This is a genomic window from uncultured Acinetobacter sp., assembly GCF_947626835.1.
In the GTDB taxonomy this organism is placed as follows: domain Bacteria; phylum Pseudomonadota; class Gammaproteobacteria; order Pseudomonadales; family Moraxellaceae; genus Acinetobacter.
The window spans coordinates 1-20,764 of the sequence record NZ_CANQTS010000040.1; the positions used below are offsets into that span (position 1 = coordinate 1).

The window sequence follows — 20,764 nt, forward strand, 5'->3', positions numbered from 1 at the left end:
ATGCAGCCCATCGCTACTTTTTTGGTAGCTGATTACAATATCAATATGCTTTTTTCTTCTACAAAGCGTGGTGTAATCTGGAGCTATCCAATTTAATCCGCAAAGTTTAATCAGACTTTGCACAAAGCCAGTGACCATACGTAAAGATAGACGGAATAAGGATTTAATCATTAAGCAGCATTGGATGGCTGCGTCGGAGTAGGTTTGATTTCGCCCTTGTTTGCCTTTTGATGGCGCATACCATTGCGTAGCAGGATCAAACCAAATGGCAATATTTCCGCGACTCATGAGTGCTCGGTTATATGCGGGCCAATTGGTTGTGCGGTAGATTTTGTGTGTAGGCTTCTTCATTTGGAAATTATATCGCTGAAAAACCCTTTACAGATAGGTTTGTGCAACAAAGCCCAACTAAAACTTAAGTGATAAGACCATCAATTCCATGCTTTAAAAGCCATTCATCTTAATATTCCTCAAGGTAAATTTTTTGGCATTATTGGCAAAAGTGGTGCAGGTAAATCATCGCTCATTCGTACGCTTAGCGGTTTAGAGCAGATTACATCAGGCGGTATTCATATTGACGAACATAATCTAGATGAACTCAATCACCAATAACTCATTCAATTACGCTAAATGATTGGCATGGTTTTTCAGCATGTTAATTTAATCTCAGCTAAAATTGTTTGGCAAAATGTAGCGCTACCGCTCAAAATTGCAGGCTTGGGTACAGATAAAATTCAAAGCCGTATTGATGATGCCTTAAGCTTAGTGGGTTTAACAGACAGAGCCGCACATTATCCCTCACAACTCTCCGGTGGACAAAAACAACGCGTTGGTATTGCCCGTGCCTTGATCCACCAACCTGAGATTTTACTGTGCGATGAAGCAAACTCAGCACTTGACCCTGACAGTACTGCAACTGTTTTAGATGTACTCAAATAAATTAATCAAAAATTAAATCTTACCATTGTGTTAATCACACACGAAATGCAAGTCATTCGAGAGATTTGCGACGAGGTGGTGATTGATGCAGGTGCAATTGTCGAATCAAGTGTCGTTTGGAAGGTGTTTTCAGGTCCACAACAGACCATTACACAAGAACTGCTTAATTTAGAAAAACTCGATTTACTTTTTCATGTGCACTCAGAGTTTCATCCAACCGACACCCATACTGTGCTCAAACTACGCTATGAAGCCCGCTTAAATCAGCCACATGATTTAAACCAAGTTTTTGCAAGTTTGATCATCCAGTGCAATTACTACAAAGCTATGTTGATTATATCCAAGGTCATTTGGTGGGCGTATTAGTGTTTGGAGTACAACACACCCAACTTGATTTAAGAACTTTAAAATCAACACTTTTACAGCATATTGCCGCAATAGAAGAATTGGGCTATGCACGACCAACTTATTAATTTATTCATCACAGGTACGCTCGATACCTTATTCATGTTTGGTGTGTCAGGGCTCTTGGCCTTTGATCGGCTTACCTTTGGCAGTTGTCTTGGTGAGTACCTCATCACACGGCATCTATCCGTCCCAGCCCATCAATCAATCCTTAGGTTGGGTGGTTAATATACCCGTTCTATTGCATTTTTGATTTTAATGGTGGCTTTAATACCCATTACCTGTTTAATTGTGGGTAGCAGCTATGGTGTGTGCGCAGCAGTTGTACCTTTGACTTTAGCAGCAACACCATTTTTTGCACGTATTGTGGAGGGGAGTTTACGTGAAGTCGATCATGGTTTGATTGAAGCAGCACAAGCGATGGGATGTAACCGTAAACAAATTATTTGGCATGTGTTATTTCCTGAAGCACTACCCGGTATTGTGACAGGTTTTACTGTGACCTTAGTCACCATGATTAATTCATCAACCATTGCAGGTGGTTTAGGTGACATTGCTTACCGTTATAGTTACCAACGTTTGGATATGCAAATTATGTTTGCGGTCATTGTGGTCTTAGTGATGTTGGTGCAAAAGACAGGAGATCGTATTTCACAACAACTAGATAAACGTAAGCTATAAAAACACCCCTCTTTTGAGGGGTTTTTCTACGAAAATAATTGACCAATTTTATAGACTAAAATCATCATTCCAAATGCAGATGCTGATAACACGCCAAATTCAGCAATATTCATCTTTGTTATCCTCCATTATAGCTATTTTATAGTTATTTTGCCTTAAGCATATTATACATACATCAACAAAAACTTACAAAACTTACATGAATATTCTACATTGAAGATAAAACAAATTAACGATTACACTTTTATGAAAATTTATATTTACCATGTACAGTATGTGATAGTTGAATAAAGAATGATAATCCGATATAAGCAGATAGCGTATAAAATATTGATTTATATAAAATAAAAATATAATCGAAAGCTTTTTTAGTGATAAACCACTTAAGTTACCAAAGTGTTTTATAGATATTTATATAATTTATTAAGACAAAATAAATTTTATTAAGTGTGCGCAATGCCACACTTTTTAAATGTTGAAAAGTTACCCACTACGCAAAATGAATTTCAGTTAAAATACAAGTGTGCCATATTGTCATGGTTCATCGGGAGATGAAGATAAATGTTTGAATTGGATTTCAAGCTACTGAGTATTTTTTATTATATCTATAAGTTTAAAAGTGTATCTGCAACAGCTGATTATTTAAATTTAAGCCAACCTGCGGTCAGCAATTTACTCAATAAAATTCGTCATTATTATCACGATCCTTTATTTGTACGCATTGGCAATGAAATGGTGCCCACTGAACTGTCCAAACAGTTGTTTCCTTTGGTCAGTGAAGTATTGGGTAAACTTGAAGTGATTCAAAATTATACCGTCCAGTTTGACCAAATGAATTCGCAACAGCAATTTACCATTGCCATGACCGATGTGTCACATTTAGTGTTGTTGCCTACCATTTCCAAATATTTAAAACAACATGCACCTAAAGTTAAACTGAATGTACGCGCCATGACCTCAGAAACCAGTTATCAAATGGCCAATGGTGAGATTGATTTAGCCATGGGTTTTTTACCCCATTTAGAAAATGGTTTTTATCAACAAAAATTATTTGAACAGCATTATGTGGTCATTTCCGCCAAGAATCATCCACGCTTAAAAGGCGATAGTTTAAGTATTGAAGAGTATTTACAAGAATCGCATATTGATATTGATGCAGGCATTGGGCATTACCACATCGAAAATGAATTATTAAAACTTGGGGTAAAACGTGATTTCCTCATGCGTTTACCAAGCTATTTAGGCGTGGGCTTAGTGGTGCAAGAAACCGAAGCAATTGCCACAGTGCCTTATTATTTAAGTGAAGTGCTACTGGCCCGGGGTAATTTAAAAATTCTACGTGCTCCGATTGATTTTCCAACCTATGCCATTAAACAGTATTGGCATTTATCATCACATCATAAGACCAGCCATGAATGGCTGAGAAACATGTGTTATGAAGTATTGGTACGTTAAACTTCATCTGATAAATTGCTCATATATGCATGTAAAAAGGGGCTTAAAGCCCCTTGTTTAGTCTTTCTTTTGTTGAATTAATACATTTTCGTACATATTACGTAATTCACGCTTGAGCATTTTTCCAGTGCCACTTAAAGGAATGCTCTGCACAAAGATCACACGATCTGGAATCTGCCACTTGGCAATTTTATCTTGATAGTAGTCTAATACATCTGCTTCAGTTAAGCTGCTATCGGCTACTTTCACGGCAATCAGTACCGGCCGTTCATCCCATTTGGGATGAATTGCAGCAATGGCGGCTGCCATACTAATCTCAGGATGCCCCATCGCAATATTTTCAAGTTCAACTGATGAAATCCATTCTCCACCCGATTTAATTAAATCTTTGGAACGGTCACTAATACGCATAAAACCGTCTTGATCTAAAGTGGCAATATCACCTGTATCTAGCCAGCCATCTGCTGTGGTCGCTGATTCAGTTTTGGCAAAGTAGCGCTCAATAATCCAATGACCTTTAATCTGTAGATGACCAATACTATTACCATCATGCGCCACGCTTTGGGTGCTTTGCTCAGCTTGGGTTAAACGTAAACTCACGCCAAAAGGCGGGCGTCCTTGCGCGAGGCGAATTTTGGCACGCTCTTCTTCGGATAACTGATGATGTTTGGCTTTGAGCTGATTGGCGGTACCGAGTGGACTGGTTTCAGTCATGCCCCATGCGTGAATCGTTTCACAATTAAAACGCTCTTTAAAAATTTGCATCATACTCGGTGGACAAGCAGAACCGCCAACAATATTACGCTGTAAACTTTCAAGCTGACTGCCCATCTCAGTGGCAGCCGCCATTAAGCCTTGCCAAATGGTCGGGACGCCCAATGCCAAAGTCACTTTAAACTGATCAATCAATTCAACCAAACTTTTGCCATCTAGTTGTGGTCCGGGGAGCACTAAACTTGTACCCACCGCAGCAGCAGCATAAGGGGTGCCCCATGCGTTGACATGAAACATCGGCACGACAGGCATCATGATATCACGTGCTGATAAATTCATAGAGTCTGGTAAGGCAATCGCGTAACTGTGTAATACCGTTGAGCGATGACTATACAGCACACCTTTAGGATAACCGGTGGTGCCTGAGGTATAACATAAAGAGCTTGCTAAATTCTCATCAAAATTAGGCCATTCAAGCGCCCCATTTTGCGCCTGAATTAATTGATCATAAAAGTGTACATGCGGCAATTGGGCTTGAATATTGGCATCTACTGCATCTAAACAAATTAGATGACGCACGGTGGGAATTTTATCTTCAACAGCTTTAATCAAAGGCAAAAATGTCTTGTCAAAAATAATGACTTGGTCTTCGGCATCATTAACAATAAATTCGACTTGTTCAGGAAACAAACGTGGATTAATGGTATGACAGACCAGTCCGGTACCTGAAATAGCATACCATGCTTCTAAATGACGATGATTATTCCAAGCAATGGTTGCTACACGTTGCCCTTGAGTTAAGCCTAAAGCACTGAGTGCTTGCGCAAAACGTTTAGCATTATGAGCAACTTCACCCCAAGTGGTCTGGGTGATAGAAGTGTCGGTATTTTTGGAGATAATTGCAGTATCTGCATGATAACGTTCGGCGTGTTCAATCATGCTGCTGATCAGCAAAGGTTGAAACATCATTTGTCCTAGCATCGGTCTGTCCTTATTGTCATTCATTTGGGCCTGTTGTTAACTATTTTTGCCTAAAATGAAGTATTGGTTATTGTAATTGGCTCAAACAATAGCAAAGATTTTAAAAGAAAACTATGCCCATTTAGTCGAACAAGATACTGTTTTCGTTAAAATTTAAAGATTTTTATTCTATATCAACAGCGCAAAAATCCAACAGTCTTTTTAAGCACTACAGCCCATAGCAGTAATCTATGTTAAATTTTCACATTATTTTTCCTGATTTCAGTGGGATGTGGCAGCTATTTTGGCTGTCACTTACCCATTGATTGCGCTATGTATGACTGCACTTGAATTTTCTCCTTGGTTACTGACTGCTTTGGGCTTTTTGTTATGTTTATTGTGCTTGTGGGGTTGGCGATGCCTCAACGGTTATTTAACAGTCAAATTTAAACCATTTAAAAAAGGCCAGCGTTATTGGTGTAAAGTTATCTATGTTAGTGATGGCGATACCATTACCTGCCAACGTTTCAATTTACGTCGTTCACAAAGTAAGATGCGTTTGGCCTATATTGATGCTCCAGAGTCAAAACAAGCTTATGGTAAACAATCCACTCAAATTTTACGTGACTTGATTTTAAATCGTTGGGTGATTGTAGAGATTACTGATAATGATCGTTATGGACGCCAAGTCGGGTTGATCTTTCGCCGTGGTAAAAACATCAACCAAGAATTGGTTAAGCGTGGTGCAGCCTGGGTCTATGTCGATTATATTCGCGACCCTAAACTAAAAGCACAGTTTTTAGCTCTACAAGACACAGCCAAAAGCAAAAAGCGTGGGCTTTGGCAAGCCTCACGCCCGGTTCATCCAAGTACCTACCGCAAAAATAACTAAATTGCCAATTCTAAGGGTGGCTGCAACATTTGATCGACAGATAAAGCGTATTGCAGCACCTCTTCTGAAAGTAGCCCTTCGGTGCGCACTAAATCTAAAATGCGCTGCCCAGTTTCATGTGCAGTTTGTGCCAATCGGGTTGTGGTTTCATAACCTAAATATGGATTGAGTGCCGTAATAATACCAATTGAATTTTCTACGTTGTTGCGACATTGCACTGCATTGGCTTCGATGCTTTGAATACACAATTGATCAAACATCTGTACACTACGTTGTAACAAATCTAACGAATCAAAGAGTTTAAATGCAATCAAAGGCTCCATAGCATTAAGCTGAAACTGACCTGCATCAGCTGCAAGTGTAATGGCTAAATCATTGGCAATCACTTGAAAGGCAGCCATATTCATGGCTTCTGGAATCACAGGATTTACCTTACCCGGCATAATCGAACTTCCCGGTTGGCGTGCTTGCAAATGAATCTCATTGAGTCCAGCACGAGGCCCACTCGATAACAAACGTAAATCGTTGGCGATCTTAGACAACTTGGTTGCTGTACGTTTTAAATAGCCTGAAACTAAGACAAAATCTCCCATATCCGAAGTGGCTGCAATTAAGTCAGGTGCGGCCTGAATATGGTTATTACTGATCCGACTTAAGGCTGCCAAAGCCAATTCTTGATAATGTGCGGGTGCATTAATGCCTGTTCCAATCGCGGTACCACCTAAATTCACACGTCCAAGCAATTCAGGTAGGCTAGCTAAAAGTGGTAAATCCTGCTGTAAAATACTGGCAAATGCATGAAATTCTTGACCCAAAGTCATGGGAACTGCATCTTGTAATTGCGTACGTCCCATTTTAAGCACATCATGAAAAGCCAAACCTTTGGTTTTTAAGCTTTGCACCATTTCAGTTAAACGCGTTTGATAGCGCTCTAAATCACCCAATAAAGCCAAACGAATTGCGGTTGGGTAAACGTCATTGGTAGATTGCGACATATTGACATCATTATTAGGATGTAAGTATTGATATTGTCCTTTGGCATGTCCCATGTATTCTAAAGCAATATTACAAATCACTTCATTGGCATTCATGTTGGTTGAAGTCCCTGCTCCACCTTGCAACATGTCCAATGGAAACTCTTGTAGAAATTGACCTTGCATGAGTTGTTCACACGCATATTGAATGGCTTGATATTTAGCTTCAGGCAAAAGCTTTAATTGATAATTTGCCTCAGCGGCAGCTAATTTCACCATTGCAAGTGCTTGAATAAAATAAGGATAATTCGAGAGCTTATTGGGCGTTAAATCAAAGTTTTCTAAAGCGCGTAAGGTTTGAATGCCATAATAATGCGCATCATTGACTTGTTTAGTGCCAAGTAGATCTTTTTCTAAACGCATATGTAAAGTGCTCATGATTTTTTACTTCTCAAAGGTATAACTTTATGCTACCTCTGCCTTTGGCAAAGCCACTAATGCATTTATTGCTTTAAGTATGCATTTTTTGCATACTGATTAATCTATTTTGCTTATGCTGAACATGGATTGATCATGCATCTTGAAATTCGTTGGATTGAAGATTTAATTGCCATTGAACAAACGGGTTCATTGTCGCGTGCTGCAAGCTTACGCTGCGTCAGTCAGTCGGCTTTTAGCCGTCGTATCCAACAACTGGAACAACAATTGGGCTTTTTAATTTTAGAGCGTCATGCCAAAGATTTAAAATTTACTGAGGCAGGGTTGGTATTACTCAACAGTGCTAAAACCATGGCCAAGCAGCTAAATGACACCATCGCCTTACTCAACAATATGCAAAAAGAAAATAATCTAAGTATTCGCTTTGCAGTGGCACATTCTTTGACTTCACAGTTTTTTTCGCACTTTTTACAATTTTTTCCAAGTAATATCAGCCACTTTAAAATTCAGATGCAAGCGACTAACGTGTTTGAAGGTATGCAACGCCTTAAACAAGGTCAATGTGATTTTATGCTCTGTTATGCCGATCACAGCTTATTACAAACTGTCAGCCAAGGCATTTTCCAATCTATTCAATTAGGCACGACCGACATTGTGCCCGTGTGCCTCAGCGATGCACAAGGTAAATCTCAATTTGATATTCATGCACCTTTTCCACTGATCAGTTATAGTCCGAATGCCTATTTACAGCAATTGGTCGCAAAAATTTTAGATCAGCACCAATTACAAGCACAACTTCAGTACGAAACTGATAATGCCAATAATATTAAAGATTTAGTAATGCAAGGCCGAGGCATTGCATGGTTACCACGTTTAACTATTGAAACAGAATTACAGCAAGGTATATTAAACCTATGTGATGCAACATTAACCTACCCGCAACAACAGATTTTTTTACTTAAATTAAATTTGACCCAACGTGAGTCAATCGAGGCGTTGTGGCAACATGTATTACAACAACACAATACTCCATAACTACCATCAAAGTGCTTATTTTGGATTGAAGCGCTAAATCCTCCAAATCTAGCCCAGTGTGATTGTATTACTGCGTTGCAGCGAGTGACTTTTATTTTTAAAGCTTATTATAAAAGACCCAAAGGTGAAATTAATCCTCAGCCTGCATGTTGTTTTACTAAAAAGCCGCACGATCATAATGAATGGCTTCTAAATCATAAACTTGATAGATACAATCAAAAAGCGCCTTAATATCATCACTTTCATCCATACAGCGTGTAGCCATAAACACCGGGCTAATGGCATTTTCATCTAAAATAGGAATGTAGTGCAGGTGGGTTAATTGCAAGGTTTTGGCACTCTCTGGCACAATACAAATGCCTTCGCCTGCTGCTACCAAACCAAGAGCCAACTGAATTTCACGTACTTCACGAAAATTTTTTAATTCCAGACTATATTCAGAAAATAAATTGACAATTTGACTGGAAAAGTTAGGTTTAGGTTGTGCAGGATACAAGAAAATCGTTTCATTGACCAAATCTGCTAAGTGCACCCCTTGCTTTTGCTGAGCTAAAAAGTGACTAGCATGTACCGCCAGCATTAAACGCTCTTTACGTAACAATACCCGACGAATTGCAGGGTCAGAAACACGTAAGCGTCCAAAGCCCACGTCAATCCGTCCTTCTTTTAAAGCCGGAATTTGATGTGTCGTGGTCATTTCAATAAGTTCAATTTTAAGCTGTGGATATTGCTGACGGTATAAATAGACAATCCGTGACAATAACCCATATAAAAGTGAACCGACAAAGCCAATACGTACAGTACGTTCTACCATACCCACCCGTTTGGTCATTGATTTGACTTCTTCAGCGTTCGCGATCAGTTTGACCGCATGTTGATATAAAAATTGTCCAGCTTCCGTTAATTGCAATGGGCGACTGACACGCTCAAATAACAATACACCTAGCTCATTTTCTAAATTTTGAATCTGTCGGCTTAGAGGCGGTTGTGCGATAAATAATTTTTCTGCTGCTTTGGTAAAGCTCTGTTCTTCAGCCACTGTCACAAAGTATTTAAGATGACGCAACTCCATAGCTCTATCCATTTGAATTTAAAAAAAATCTCTACAAGAGTAAACGAGTTTTATATTTTAAAGTATTAGCAAATAGTCGAAAAAAAAGGCTCCCCGAAGGGAACCTTTAAGGTGAGCACTAACCATCATGCTCAAGGGGTTTTTAATGTGGTAATCAAATTACCATTTCACTTCTACGCGACGGTTTTCTTCTAAACATTTCAACAATGCAGGGCTTTTTGCAGCGCCTTCACAACGTTTAAATTGTTCAGTTGAACCTAAACCACCAAGTTTAATTTTTGAAGCATCAACACCATAGTCTTGCAACAATTTAGTCACAGTCACAGCACGTTTTTCAGATAAACGTTTGTTGTAGGCTGCATTACCAAAACGGTCTGCATAACCTGCTACATAAACCATAGGCGGTTGATCTGCAATGATTTGATTAGCAAGGGTACGTACATCTTCAACGCCACCAACAATATTACCTGCATCCGAGCGGTCAAAGTTAAACACTACGTTCACATGTTGTTTTGGCTCAGGTAACACTTCTTTTTCAATAATCACTGGCACGTTATTAACTATAGTTTCAGTAATTACTTGAGGCTTATCTAAAGCTTGACAGCCTGCACCTTTCCAGTAGTGGCTTTTTGCAATGTAATCGCCATCTTGTTTGTCAAAATCTACACGTAATTGGCAAATTTTGTAGTCTTGCGTACCTGGTTGACGCAATGCCAATACATAGTTCCATGTACGTACATTGAATAAACCTTCAGAGAAGTTTGGATGACCAAAGATATGACGAATTTGGTCTTTGGTTAAGCCATTGTTCATCTGTAGCGCTTCTACAGCTTCATAACGATGTACTTGATCTAAATAGCTTTCTTTAATTTCAGGAAAGTCTACTTCTTCTGCTGTGTTATTTGCTGCATAACCTGGGTAAACATGTACGTCAGAACTTACGTTCGCATGTGTTAGGCCAAAAGCTGTCATTAAGCCAACAAGTAATGCACTCTTTTTTAATAAATTCATGTTGATCTCTCTTAATTTTGTAAACTGTATGCAATGTTGTTCAGGGGAAGTTGATTAATCCCAAAGGGATTAATCAATAATTCCGCTTACACCAAGACGTACGCTTGGATCGCCTTCTGTACCTGTTGCAACACCACCAGTTAATGACCAACGACCATTGTCTGCTGTTTTACGTAAGGTGATACCCAATGCTGCTTGACCATTGTGGTAAGCCGTTGCTGCTGCATAAGTATATTTACCTGGTACATAAGGTGCTGTTTCTAAAGCCATTGCTGATGCAATACCTGCACTCATACGATCTTCAACATCATCAATACGGTTATTAAATGATTGTTGAAGGTTCGTTACACGGTCACCTAAATCAATATCTGCTTGATTAAGCGCACCTAATGCATCGCCTACATTGTCATGAGAACCACCATTAACGTTGTAAGTTGGTGCTTTAATTGAACCATCTGGATTTACTGCTGCACCACCACCAAAGATGTTCACAGTACCTGTTAGCTGATCCACATTGACAGCATCTTTACCGTCTGTACCAGCCGCTAAATTATGGATTTGGTTACCACCAACGCTGACATTACCTTGTTCGATGGTAATTGCATTGTTACCTTTGCCCGCACCAATGGTTAAGCTACCTGCATCGCCAGTTAAAGTGATTTGATCCTTAATATCAACTGTCACTTTCGCACCGTTTGGTGTGCTTTCAGTGGTTACAGTGGTGTTACCTGATGGACCTGCAACAAACTCAACTGTTTCATCTGGATTCACTTTTTCAGTCACTGCATTACCATCAGCATCTTGACCTGTTAAGTTCCAACCAGAGGTAGCAATATTGTTGTTAATGGTTTGTTCTAAACCACCAAGCTCATCTTTTAACTGACCTAAGTTGACTGCTTGATGATCTTGGTCTGCACGCGCAACATCGTTAATTTGGTTACCACCCAAACTTACATTGTCTTGTTCTACAGTAATATCACCTTTACCAGTTGTATAAACAACATTACCGTCTTGATCACGAACTACATTGCCTGCGGCATCAAGTTGTGCAACACCATTGCCTGCAACTGTCAGACCATCTTTATTTACAGAGGTATCACCAACGCTAAGACCGTCGTTGTTTACAAGCGTATCACCAATCGTTAGTGAACCATCTTTAGTTAGATCAACTGTTGGGTCTAGTGCGATGGTAACGTTGCCACCTGTATTGCTCACTTGGATATTACCGAGTGCGTCACCAGAGAAATCAACAGTATCATTTGGTTTGATTTTTTCAGCAGTTGTACTGTCGCCAGCTGTGGTTAAAGTCCAACCAGAATCAGAAACTGCTTTACCAATTTCATCTTTTAATTGTGAAACGTTAACAGCATCGTCATCCGCTACACCTTTAGCAACGCCACCAATCACATTACCGCCAAAATTAACCTTGCCTTGGTTGATTACGATTGGACCATAAACATTACTGCCTACTGTCGCACCAGCAAGTGTCAAACCAGCATTATTGACTAATGTATCACCAATTTTCAAAGAACCAGCTGCAGATAAATCAATATCTTTTTCAAGTTCTACTTCAATTGTGGTCTTGGTATCACCATTTGCTAATACTTCTGACTTTTGAGATACAGAGATATTTTTGTCGCCGTTAAACTGTACAGCGCTGGTGTTAGCGTCTTTGTCGCCATTTACCGCATTTTCTGTTAGGTTACCAGTGCCTTTATCTTGAGCAATGATGTTCCAACCTGCAGATTGTAATTGGCTTACGTTTACAGCATCAGTTGGTGCTGTACCTGCTGCAACATTATGAATTTGGTTACCACCAAAACTTACATTGCCTTGATTGATAGTAATTGGTGCTTTACCTGCTTCATAAACAGGAAGACCTGTAATTGGATCTACTAAAGGAGCACCAGTAACAGGGTCTAACTCAGGAACACCAGCAATCGTTAAACCACCATCTTTGCTTAAGTTGATCTGATCCGCCAAGGCAAATTCAATTTTATTATCAGTTTGCGTGACTTCTAAGTTTTTATCTTTAGTCACGGTAATATCAATTGTGTCGCCTGCTTGGATTTGCTCAGACTTCACATCTTTTGCATTTGAAGAGGTTAACGTAAAGCCTTGGTTTAATACGTCAATCGCATCACCAACTGTATTCACAGTTGTATTGCCAGCACCTACCGTATAGCTAGGGGCATTAATTGAACCATCTGCATTAACCGTTGCACCACCACCTAAAGTATCTAATGCATCTTTAAGTTGGCTGACATTAACCGCATCAGTAAGTGCTGTACCTACTGCAACGTCATGAATTTGGTTACCACCAAAGCTCACATTGCCTTGTTGAAGGTTAATATCGCCTGCAACATAAGTCGTTGGAAGTTCATTACCATCAGCATCGAGCAAGTTATATGTATCACCACCTGCAACCGTTAAACCGCCATCTTTGCTTAAGTTGATCTGATCAGCTAAATCAACAGTCACTGTCGCTTTGTCGATCAATACTGGCTGACCATTTGCGTCTAAAACAACATCACCATTCTCATCGGTCAATTCAACTTTTTGTACAGTGGTATTGACTGTGACGTTGTTAGAAGGACCTGCTTTGTGTTCAACTTGATCATCTGGGTTGATTTTTGCTGTCGTTACAGGTTGACCGTTTGCATCGGTAACAACCTTACCATCCACATCTAATACAGTTGCATTGCCAAGACCCCAACCTGAACCTTTTAATTGGTCGACGTTTACCGCATCTGTACCTGCAACACCCGGTGCTACACCTGAGATTACATTACCACCAAAGTTGACGTTACCTTGATTGATTGTAATCGGATTGTAGTTTTGAGTTAAATAAACTGAATTACCTTGTGGATCTACTACAGGGTTACCGTCAGCATCTTTTTCAGGAATCTTATTGCCATCTGCATCTAAAACAAAAACATCACCACCAGCAATCGTTAAGCCACCGTTTTCAGTTAACTCGATTGTATCGTCAAGTTTAACTTCAAGTTTAGTGCCTTGAGCATCTTGAGTTTGCTGTACAGTAATATTTTGATCACCAACAAATGCAACTGTGTTTTTAGTACTGTCAATCGTTGCAGTTTGTGCTACACCATCAGCACCATTTGCGCTGAGCTTCCAAGCTGCTGCCGCTGCTGCATCTACAGTGAGGGTATGGTTACCTTTACCATCAGTTGTTAAGGTAGCACCATTAATGTTAAAGGTATCACCTAACTTAACAGTCGCCTGACCACCAGCTGCATCAAGAAAAGTAATTGGTTGTTCAGCATTATAGATTGCTTGTTGTGCTTCAGATAATACGTAGTAAAGCTGTGAACCGTTCACTGCATCTGTACTGTCAGATGTAATACGACCTGCACCTACGTTTTGAATTTGACGTTCGGCTCCAACAGCACCTACACTGACAGCACCTGGATTCGAAATAGGTCGATCTTCAAAGGTCGCATTACCATCTGCATCAAATACAGGATTACCATCTGCGTCGAGGATTTGAACTGATTCAGTTTTGTTTGGATCGTATAAACCTGCAAAAGTAACTTCTTTACTGCCTGTTTGGGCCGTTCCATCTGCTGCTGTATAGGCATATTGGGCTTGTGAAACGACATCAGAAGTATAAACATCTGTAAGTTCTGATTTATTACCCAATAAAACACTGTTTTGCATACTGGTCGTAATATTTGAACCTAAAATAAAAGTGTTTTCAGAATCAATACGGTTATTATAACCAAGAGCAACTGAATAAGCTGCATCAGCTCCAATAGTACTCTTACCCAATACAATTGCGTTATTCGCTAAGACTTCTCCACCAATTGAAATCGCTTGTTTACCTGTTGCAATACCACCAATTGAAATCGCTTCTTCACCTGTTGCAGTGCCACCTAATGCAATTGCATCTTGACCTGTTGCAGTAGCACCAATCGCAATAGCATTTTTACCTTTAGCTTCAACATTATTACCAACCGCTAAGCTACTCTCATACTGAGCCTTAGAGCCAACGCCTAACGCTGTACTGCCTAGACCTGTAGCCTGAGCATTACCACCTACTGCTAAAGAGTTACCAACACTTTTTGCGTCTTGACCAATAGAAGTTGCATTTTGGCCTGTAGCGTTTGCACTCTTACCTACTGCTGTTGCACCTTGGCCTGAAGCATTCGAAGAAGTACCAATCGCTGTTGTGTTATTACCATTTGCAGTTGCATTACCTTGTTGGCTACCCACTGCAATAGCACCAGAACCTGATGTTGTACCATAATTATTATTATAGGCCATTGCACCTGTGCTTGCGACTGCAGCTGCACCAATCGCTACAGTTGCAACAGCATTGGCTGCTGCTTTCTTAAGTTTATTTGAACCCTTTTTTTGACTGCTGGCTGTTTCCGATACTGCAACCCACACCCCTAGAGATGCATTCCAGACAGTTTTAAATACTTTGTTCATTATTGACCCCTGTTACCTTGTTTTTTAATGTAAATGATATGTAACCATTTTGGGGTTTATTCTATATTTAAATGATAATTGTGTCACTTTTTTTATTAATTTATGCCTATAAAGTCTATATATAGTTAAGTAAAACTAAACAAATTCACTTTTTTAAAACAATATCACCCCTATATTCAAATAATTTTAAGATATTTTACATCTTTATTAAGATCCACTTCATCTATATATGATGCAATATAGCTATTTTGTCTTAAAAATAGGTTATAAAATATTCAAATTATAATTTTCAAAGCTTTTAATTGTTTTTTTTTGTAACAATTATTTGGTTTAATTTAAAAAATAAAGGGCGTATTATCATTTTATGTGCGTTTAACGCTATTTATTTACAATATGTGTATATTTGGATCATATTTAGATGATGACTCAACACGCTTTTGTCTGCAATGGAGTGACTTTGTAGGCTTAGAACATGTTGCCAATCTGTGTGTCTATATGTAGCATAAAATATTCAATAAACTATATATTATTATTTTTCAAATATTTGTAGCATTTTATCAAAAAAATCCCAATTGAAATTTAATAGATGTATATCGCGTGTAAAGCCTTGTAACACATTCAAAAACACACAACTCATACAGTGTTTCTTTAGGTCAAGCAGAAACTAAGTCATATATACACTTTGATATGGATTGATATGAGCTTGATTTGATTTTTTGACATCACATGTGTTTATTTGGATTTATATGGCTTATTGATGCACTAACTCAATCACTTGCCCTGTTTTTGCTTGATAAATCCACTGATGATCAAATAAACCTAAGTTCAAATGATCAAAACGAAAGTTACCAATTGCAACGGCATAAAAACCATGACCCTGTTGCTTGGCCGTTTCTATATTTTGCATTAAATCTTCGGGTAAGTGCCCCATAATAAAATCAGACACCACCACCACATCCGCATGAGAAAAGTCAGCTGCATCCAACATTTCAATGGCATGTGTTAAAGCTGGAATAATATCTGTTCCACCATAAAAAGATTGCCTTAAAAACTGTAATAGATCGTTTATGCCTTGCGCTTGGGTCAGTTGTAACGTAGTCACTTGAGTAGAAAAATTAATTAAATACATAGGACGACGATCTTGCATCGCCTGCATAGCTAAAAATAAGCTTAAAGCTTTGGCAATCAATTCAGACTGTCCATGCATGGACCCACTGGTATCTAAACACAACACCATGGGTCCCTTTTGCCCCAATTGTTTTTTTTGCTGTTGCGGCTGATCTATGACTTTAGCCTGGCTGGTGCCTTGTAGACTAAAGCTCATTAAATTTTCTTCTAAGTATTTTAAATCAAATAAAATTTCTAAATCAGGATCTGCCAATAAGGCCAATTCTTGGGGCAAAGTATTTTTTAAATCGCGTGCCAGTTGTATCCCCATAAGCGCTTCATGTACCTGATGTGTCTGTACAGCAACGTGGGCATCGGGCGGCAATTGCAGATGCGCTGCCCGACGTGGGTATTTAGACGGTTTTGCCGCACCTAAGCATTTTGCCAAGCGCAATAACTCACGATCTTGTTCTAAATATTCACACCACTGTTGAAATTGATCTATATCCTGTGGGCTGAGTTTTCCTTTGGAATAGTCAATAAAAATACCGGTATCTAAACCTAAAGAGTCTTTGTGTTTGGCCATCCGTTGCAAACTGGCTAAAAACTCTTTCATATCATCTAAAAATACATCACGCTGCAAGGCCAATTGCTCAAATTCCCATGCAGCGACCGCTTCAGTCAGTTTACGTTGCCATTTATCACGCAGTAACTGAAATTGCAAATCCCGAAAAGTAGCCTCTTGTAAACGTGGCAACTGTTGCGGTTGCTGCCAAAAATCACCTAAATCTGACCAGCCCAATTGTTGAGTAAATTTTTGATAATGTTGCAGTAAATGTTGAAAATCTGCCAAACTCACTTGGTCTAAGCTGAGCCAATGCGCTAGATCTTGCTCTGCTTGCACATACGGATGTTGCTGATCTAAATTAGATTTGGCTTGATAGGCCCACTGTTGCACTTTTTGCTCCACATGCTGCATCACTTTTTGATCGCTTAAATAATGTTTTAAGCTCGATTGGGCAAGGCTATCCCATAATTGTTCAGTGGCTGCTGTAAGTGCCAAAGGCGTGTTTAAGCTTGGCATAATTGTTCCAAACGCAAGCAATCTTGTAATTGCAGTTGGTAACGCTGTAGCTGTTTTTCAATCGATTCAATCAAGGCATGCTGATGCGGTTGCTCGACAAAAATTGAATTAAAGTGGTCTTTTTGCACAGTAAAACGTTGCTTTAAGGTCTGTTGTTCTTGTAATAACTGGGTTTGAATATCAGCTAAACGCTGTTGTAGTTGTTGCTGTTGTTGTGCTTTTAAATGCTGACGCAGACTGCCTTTAGGATATTTAATACTCGGGGTCACCACTTCTTCTAAGCCGTAATATCCGCCTTTTAAGGTACATTGGCGTGTGCCATTAAAGTTACATACAATGCCTCGAATTTCTTCACCTTTGGCATCCACTGCAAAGAAATCTTTATTGCTACCCATATGCTCTAAAGACAAATATAAATCTTGATCTTTATAATGATGGTCTAAATTGGTCACTGCATGTAAATAGTCATGCCCGCTAATTAAATAACTGTAGTAAACATCATCAGTATAATAAAAGTGATTTAAAATCTCTTGTTCAAGCTGTTCTTTTTCATTGATCCAATGCTCAAGCTGTAATTCGTGGTTTAAGCCTTGCGACAACAACACCTGCTCTAAAAGTTGCTCAATGAAGGTTATATCTTCTGGCTGATTCCATAAACAATGTTTAAGAATAAATAAATCACTAATAAGGACTTGATTACGCCCATTTAAAAAAGCCGCTGCCTTGATTAAATAGGCAATACGCTGCCAACGGCGATCTGAAATATAAATCTGTTGATCTAAAAATTCGTGCTGCAATTGCTGACGAATCTGCATAAAAGCCTGCAACACATTGTCAGGCAGACTCACTTGATAAATCTGTTCACGCCAAGTCAGCAGCTCATCGCGGCTAATTTTAAGCGCATCACTGACTTTAATCTTAGTACTGGTTGGAGCTGCTTGTAATAATTGAAAAAAATGTTGCTGTTGTTGAATCGGATGAACCTGCAAACGTAGTACGAAGCGATCATATAGCGCATCTAAACCCTGATCAGGTTGTGGAATTTCATTGGAGGCGCTAATGAGTACTTTAAGTGGAACTTGTTGTACTACATCGCCATTTTTAAAGGTTTTTTCATTGAGTAAGGTGAGTAGCGTATTTAAAATTGCCGGACTGGCTTTCCAAATTTCATCTAAAAAAGCAAATTCAGCTTTGGGTAAATAGTGTTCGGTTTTACGCGTATATTGGTCTTATTTTAAGGCCTTTAAAGACACAGGACCAAACAACTCTTCAGGTGTACTAAAACGGTTCATTAAATACTCAAAATATTCTGAGACTTCAAAACCCGCTGCAATACGCCGTGAAATTAAACTTTTTGCCGTTCCGGGCGCGCCATATAAAAAACTATTTGCACCTGCAACTCCGGCTAAGACACACAGTGCAATCATCTGTTCACGTTCAAACATATTGCTGCTTAATACTTGGATCAGGTCACGAATGCGCTGTTGCATAACTTGTGTCGTCTTGGTGAAGTAAAGCTGTATTGTAACGCTGTGCTCTATAAAGATAAATCTTAAGGCTTTTATTTGCTGTTTTTGCCAACATTATGCACAACTTATGGCGCTTGGTGCTCTGCCAAGACTTTAGCTAAACGCTGACTATGCGCAATGGTGCGATCTAACCAACGCTGAGCTGCCAATAAATCAAAACTTTTCGCTGCTGTCATATTGGCTTGACTTGCATATTGCATGAGGTGTTCACGAATTTGACTACGATTTTCATCGGTCCATTGTTTTAAATGGAATAAATCTCGTTCTATATCTACAATGCTATCGGTTTCTTGTTTTAGGTATTGAATCTGGCATTGTACCAAATGCTCATAATCTAAACGCAAGGTGGACAAATCGGTTTCATGTGCCAATAACACTTGATATTGCTGCTGATCAACATCGCCACGTAGTACGTCGATATAGACCATCATACGCAATAAGTTGGTCAGTTTACGACGTTCAGGGGCATCTTCTGATATGGGAATATCAGCCAAATAACGTTGCAAAGCAGCGATTTGTTGATCAAGTTGCTGCAACTGATGCTGACTTGGTGCTTGGGCTTGATGCAGTATGTTTTGTAAAAACCCATATAAGCTTAATAAAATATGTCGCATGACTTGATTGGCAGCTTGAATGGCAAGACTTGGTACAGATAAACTGGCTTGATCCAGCACAGTTAAAATAGAGCTGTGTCGCTCAGGCAGCAGACGTGTAATCAGTGCTTCAAAACGCCTTAAATTAGGCAAAACAAATAAGGCACCTAAGACACTAAATGCTGTATGAAAAGCTGCCACAATCACGACATGATCCCATTTGGATACCGCAGTATGCGTAAATAACCACAAAAACACCGGCTTTAACAAAATAAAGGCCAATAATGCCGACATGACATTAAAAATAACATGCACCGCAGCAGTACGCTGTGCACTAATATTGGCGCCTATCGCCGCTAAAACCGCTGTAGCAACCGTACCAATATTTTGCCCAATCACTAAGTTTAGCGCTTGCCCTAAATCAATTGCCCCACTGGCTAAAGCCGCCAATGTGGCGGTTACCGCAGCACTTGAAGATTGCAATAAAATGGTCATAATAATGCCGACCAATACTAACCCCAATTGCGTCCATAGACTGGTACCGGCAAACGGTGATAAATCCACCTGAGCTGCAAAACCCGACATCGCCACCTGTAATAAATCAATGCCATAAAACAGTAAGCCAAAACCGGCTAAAGTCAGCCCTACAAGCGCACTACGTCCATGCGTCAACAACTTTAAAATAGCACCAATGGCAATCAGCGGCAGCGCAATATGCGTAATTGAAAATTTAACCCCTAAAAAAGCCACCATCCAGCCTGTACTGGTGGTGCCAATATTAGCGCCTATGACAATCCCAATGGCTTGAGTAAAGCTTAAAATTCCAGCACTCACAAAACCAATGGTCGCCAATGTGGTCGCAGTTGAAGATTGCACAGCCAAGGTAAAACCGATACCGGAGAGCATGCCGCTCCAGGCAGACCCAGTAAAACGTGCCAACCAAAGACGTAATTGTTCGCCTGCTATTTCTTTTAAGCTATCAGTCATTAGACTCATGCCCAATAAAAATAGACCGATGCCGCCACTCATTTTAATTAGCACGTCTAGCACGTTATTATTTAACCTATGTGTAGTTATATGTATAGATTAAAAGCATAACGCAATGAATATCAAACAACCATACTTCGATGGCAATAGAAAGTTGCTGATCAAAACATAAATGAATATTGTCTAGGACAATAAAAAATAAGGTAGGAAAGCGTAAGAACTCTCTCCTTTCCCTACGCTTGTCCAATATCAAAAGACTAATTAATTTTATACTTAAAGTAAAAACGATCTTTATTATTATAACTATCATTTTTACCGATCATTGAAAACTCAAACATGATCATTTTAGCTCAACAAACCCGAATCATGGATAAGGAATTTAGTTGAAAAAAAGATGACTGAGTTGATAAGAGAGTTACCACACACTTTTATT

12 protein-coding genes and 3 pseudogenes are annotated in these 20,764 nt (G+C 39.3%); 5 read left to right on the forward strand and 10 right to left on the reverse strand.

The window, feature by feature from the left end; all coding sequences use genetic code 11:
* Positions 1-351, reverse strand: a 351-nt coding sequence (locus tag Q0Z55_RS11660) for a transposase (RefSeq protein ID WP_297428843.1), incomplete at its 3' end; no start/stop codon positions are given.
* 81 nt (positions 352-432) lie between these two features.
* Here Q0Z55_RS11660 and Q0Z55_RS11665 point away from each other — a divergent pair.
* The 3 genes and pseudogenes from Q0Z55_RS11665 to Q0Z55_RS11675 all read left to right on the forward strand — a co-directional run.
* Positions 433-1,412 (forward strand): annotated as a pseudogene (locus tag Q0Z55_RS11665) (methionine ABC transporter ATP-binding protein); the annotation flags it as partial.
* Positions 1,393-2,025: pseudogene (locus Q0Z55_RS11670) on the forward strand (methionine ABC transporter permease). The pseudogenes Q0Z55_RS11665 and Q0Z55_RS11670, both read left to right, overlap by 20 nt.
* Positions 2,026-2,586: 561 nt before the next feature.
* Entirely contained in the window at positions 2,587-3,480 is an 894-nt protein-coding gene (locus Q0Z55_RS11675; protein ID WP_297428847.1) for a LysR substrate-binding domain-containing protein, read from the forward strand.
* Positions 3,481-3,537: 57 nt separating this feature from the next.
* On the opposite strand, the gene Q0Z55_RS11680 is transcribed toward Q0Z55_RS11675, so the two are convergent.
* On the reverse strand, positions 3,538-5,175 hold the full coding sequence (locus Q0Z55_RS11680) for a long-chain-fatty-acid--CoA ligase (protein ID WP_297428849.1): 1,638 nt from the start codon (positions 5,173-5,175) through the stop codon (positions 3,538-3,540).
* A gap of 316 nt (positions 5,176-5,491) precedes the next feature.
* Here Q0Z55_RS11680 and Q0Z55_RS11685 point away from each other — a divergent pair, with 316 nt between their 5' ends.
* Positions 5,492-6,046: a thermonuclease family protein gene (locus Q0Z55_RS11685; protein ID WP_297428852.1), complete on the forward strand. Its 555-nt coding sequence runs from the start codon at positions 5,492-5,494 to the stop codon at positions 6,044-6,046.
* Here Q0Z55_RS11685 and Q0Z55_RS11690 read toward each other — a convergent pair.
* Positions 6,043-7,458 (reverse strand): aspartate ammonia-lyase, encoded by a 1,416-nt coding sequence (locus Q0Z55_RS11690; RefSeq protein ID WP_297428855.1) that lies wholly within the window; start codon positions 7,456-7,458, stop codon positions 6,043-6,045. The two genes, Q0Z55_RS11685 and Q0Z55_RS11690, sit on opposite strands and share 4 nt — an antisense overlap.
* Before the next feature lie 135 nt (positions 7,459-7,593).
* Here Q0Z55_RS11690 and Q0Z55_RS11695 point away from each other — a divergent pair, with 135 nt between their 5' ends.
* On the forward strand, positions 7,594-8,493 hold the full coding sequence (locus Q0Z55_RS11695; protein WP_297428858.1) for a LysR substrate-binding domain-containing protein: 900 nt from the start codon (positions 7,594-7,596) through the stop codon (positions 8,491-8,493).
* A 157-nt stretch (positions 8,494-8,650) separates the two neighbouring features.
* On the opposite strand, the gene Q0Z55_RS11700 is transcribed toward Q0Z55_RS11695, so the two are convergent.
* The 7 genes and pseudogenes from Q0Z55_RS11700 to Q0Z55_RS11730 all read right to left on the reverse strand — a co-directional run bounded on the left by Q0Z55_RS11700 (position 8,651) and on the right by Q0Z55_RS11730 (position 20,394).
* Complete coding sequence (locus Q0Z55_RS11700; RefSeq protein ID WP_297428861.1) at positions 8,651-9,565, reverse strand: LysR family transcriptional regulator; 915 nt, start codon at positions 9,563-9,565, stop codon at positions 8,651-8,653.
* A 159-nt stretch (positions 9,566-9,724) separates the two neighbouring features.
* On the reverse strand, positions 9,725-10,576 hold the full coding sequence (locus Q0Z55_RS11705; protein WP_297428864.1) for an OmpA family protein: 852 nt from the start codon (positions 10,574-10,576) through the stop codon (positions 9,725-9,727).
* Positions 10,577-10,645: 69 nt separating this feature from the next.
* On the reverse strand, positions 10,646-15,031 hold the full coding sequence (locus tag Q0Z55_RS11710) for an ESPR-type extended signal peptide-containing protein (protein ID WP_297428867.1): 4,386 nt from the start codon (positions 15,029-15,031) through the stop codon (positions 10,646-10,648).
* A 751-nt stretch (positions 15,032-15,782) separates the two neighbouring features.
* Positions 15,783-17,222 (reverse strand): VWA domain-containing protein, encoded by a 1,440-nt coding sequence (locus Q0Z55_RS11715; protein WP_297428871.1) that lies wholly within the window; start codon positions 17,220-17,222, stop codon positions 15,783-15,785.
* A complete protein-coding gene (locus Q0Z55_RS11720) occupies positions 17,210-18,070 on the reverse strand; it encodes a hypothetical protein (protein ID WP_366806911.1) in 861 nt (286 codons plus the stop codon). The genes Q0Z55_RS11715 and Q0Z55_RS11720 overlap by 13 nt, the downstream gene beginning before the upstream one ends.
* Positions 18,071-18,109: 39 nt before the next feature.
* Positions 18,110-18,712, reverse strand: a pseudogene (locus tag Q0Z55_RS11725) (AAA family ATPase); the annotation flags it as partial.
* A 104-nt stretch (positions 18,713-18,816) separates the two neighbouring features.
* On the reverse strand, positions 18,817-20,394 hold the full coding sequence (locus tag Q0Z55_RS11730; protein ID WP_297428873.1) for a Na/Pi symporter: 1,578 nt from the start codon (positions 20,392-20,394) through the stop codon (positions 18,817-18,819).
* Positions 20,395-20,764 lie beyond the last annotated feature (370 nt).

Coding starts and splice junctions, on each gene's coding strand:
- Q0Z55_RS11675 (WP_297428847.1), top strand. CDS start 2,587: ATGTTTGAATTGGATTTCAAGCTACTGAGTATTTTTTATTATATCTAT.
- Q0Z55_RS11680 (WP_297428849.1), bottom strand. CDS start 5,175: ATGCTAGGACAAATGATGTTTCAACCTTTGCTGATCAGCAGCATGATT.
- Q0Z55_RS11685 (WP_297428852.1), top strand. CDS start 5,492: ATGACTGCACTTGAATTTTCTCCTTGGTTACTGACTGCTTTGGGCTTT.
- Q0Z55_RS11690 (WP_297428855.1), bottom strand. CDS start 7,458: ATGAGCACTTTACATATGCGTTTAGAAAAAGATCTACTTGGCACTAAA.
- Q0Z55_RS11695 (WP_297428858.1), top strand. CDS start 7,594: ATGCATCTTGAAATTCGTTGGATTGAAGATTTAATTGCCATTGAACAA.
- Q0Z55_RS11700 (WP_297428861.1), bottom strand. CDS start 9,565: ATGGAGTTGCGTCATCTTAAATACTTTGTGACAGTGGCTGAAGAACAG.
- Q0Z55_RS11705 (WP_297428864.1), bottom strand. CDS start 10,576: ATGAATTTATTAAAAAAGAGTGCATTACTTGTTGGCTTAATGACAGCT.
- Q0Z55_RS11710 (WP_297428867.1), bottom strand. CDS start 15,031: ATGAACAAAGTATTTAAAACTGTCTGGAATGCATCTCTAGGGGTGTGG.
- Q0Z55_RS11715 (WP_297428871.1), bottom strand. CDS start 17,222: ATGCCAAGCTTAAACACGCCTTTGGCACTTACAGCAGCCACTGAACAA.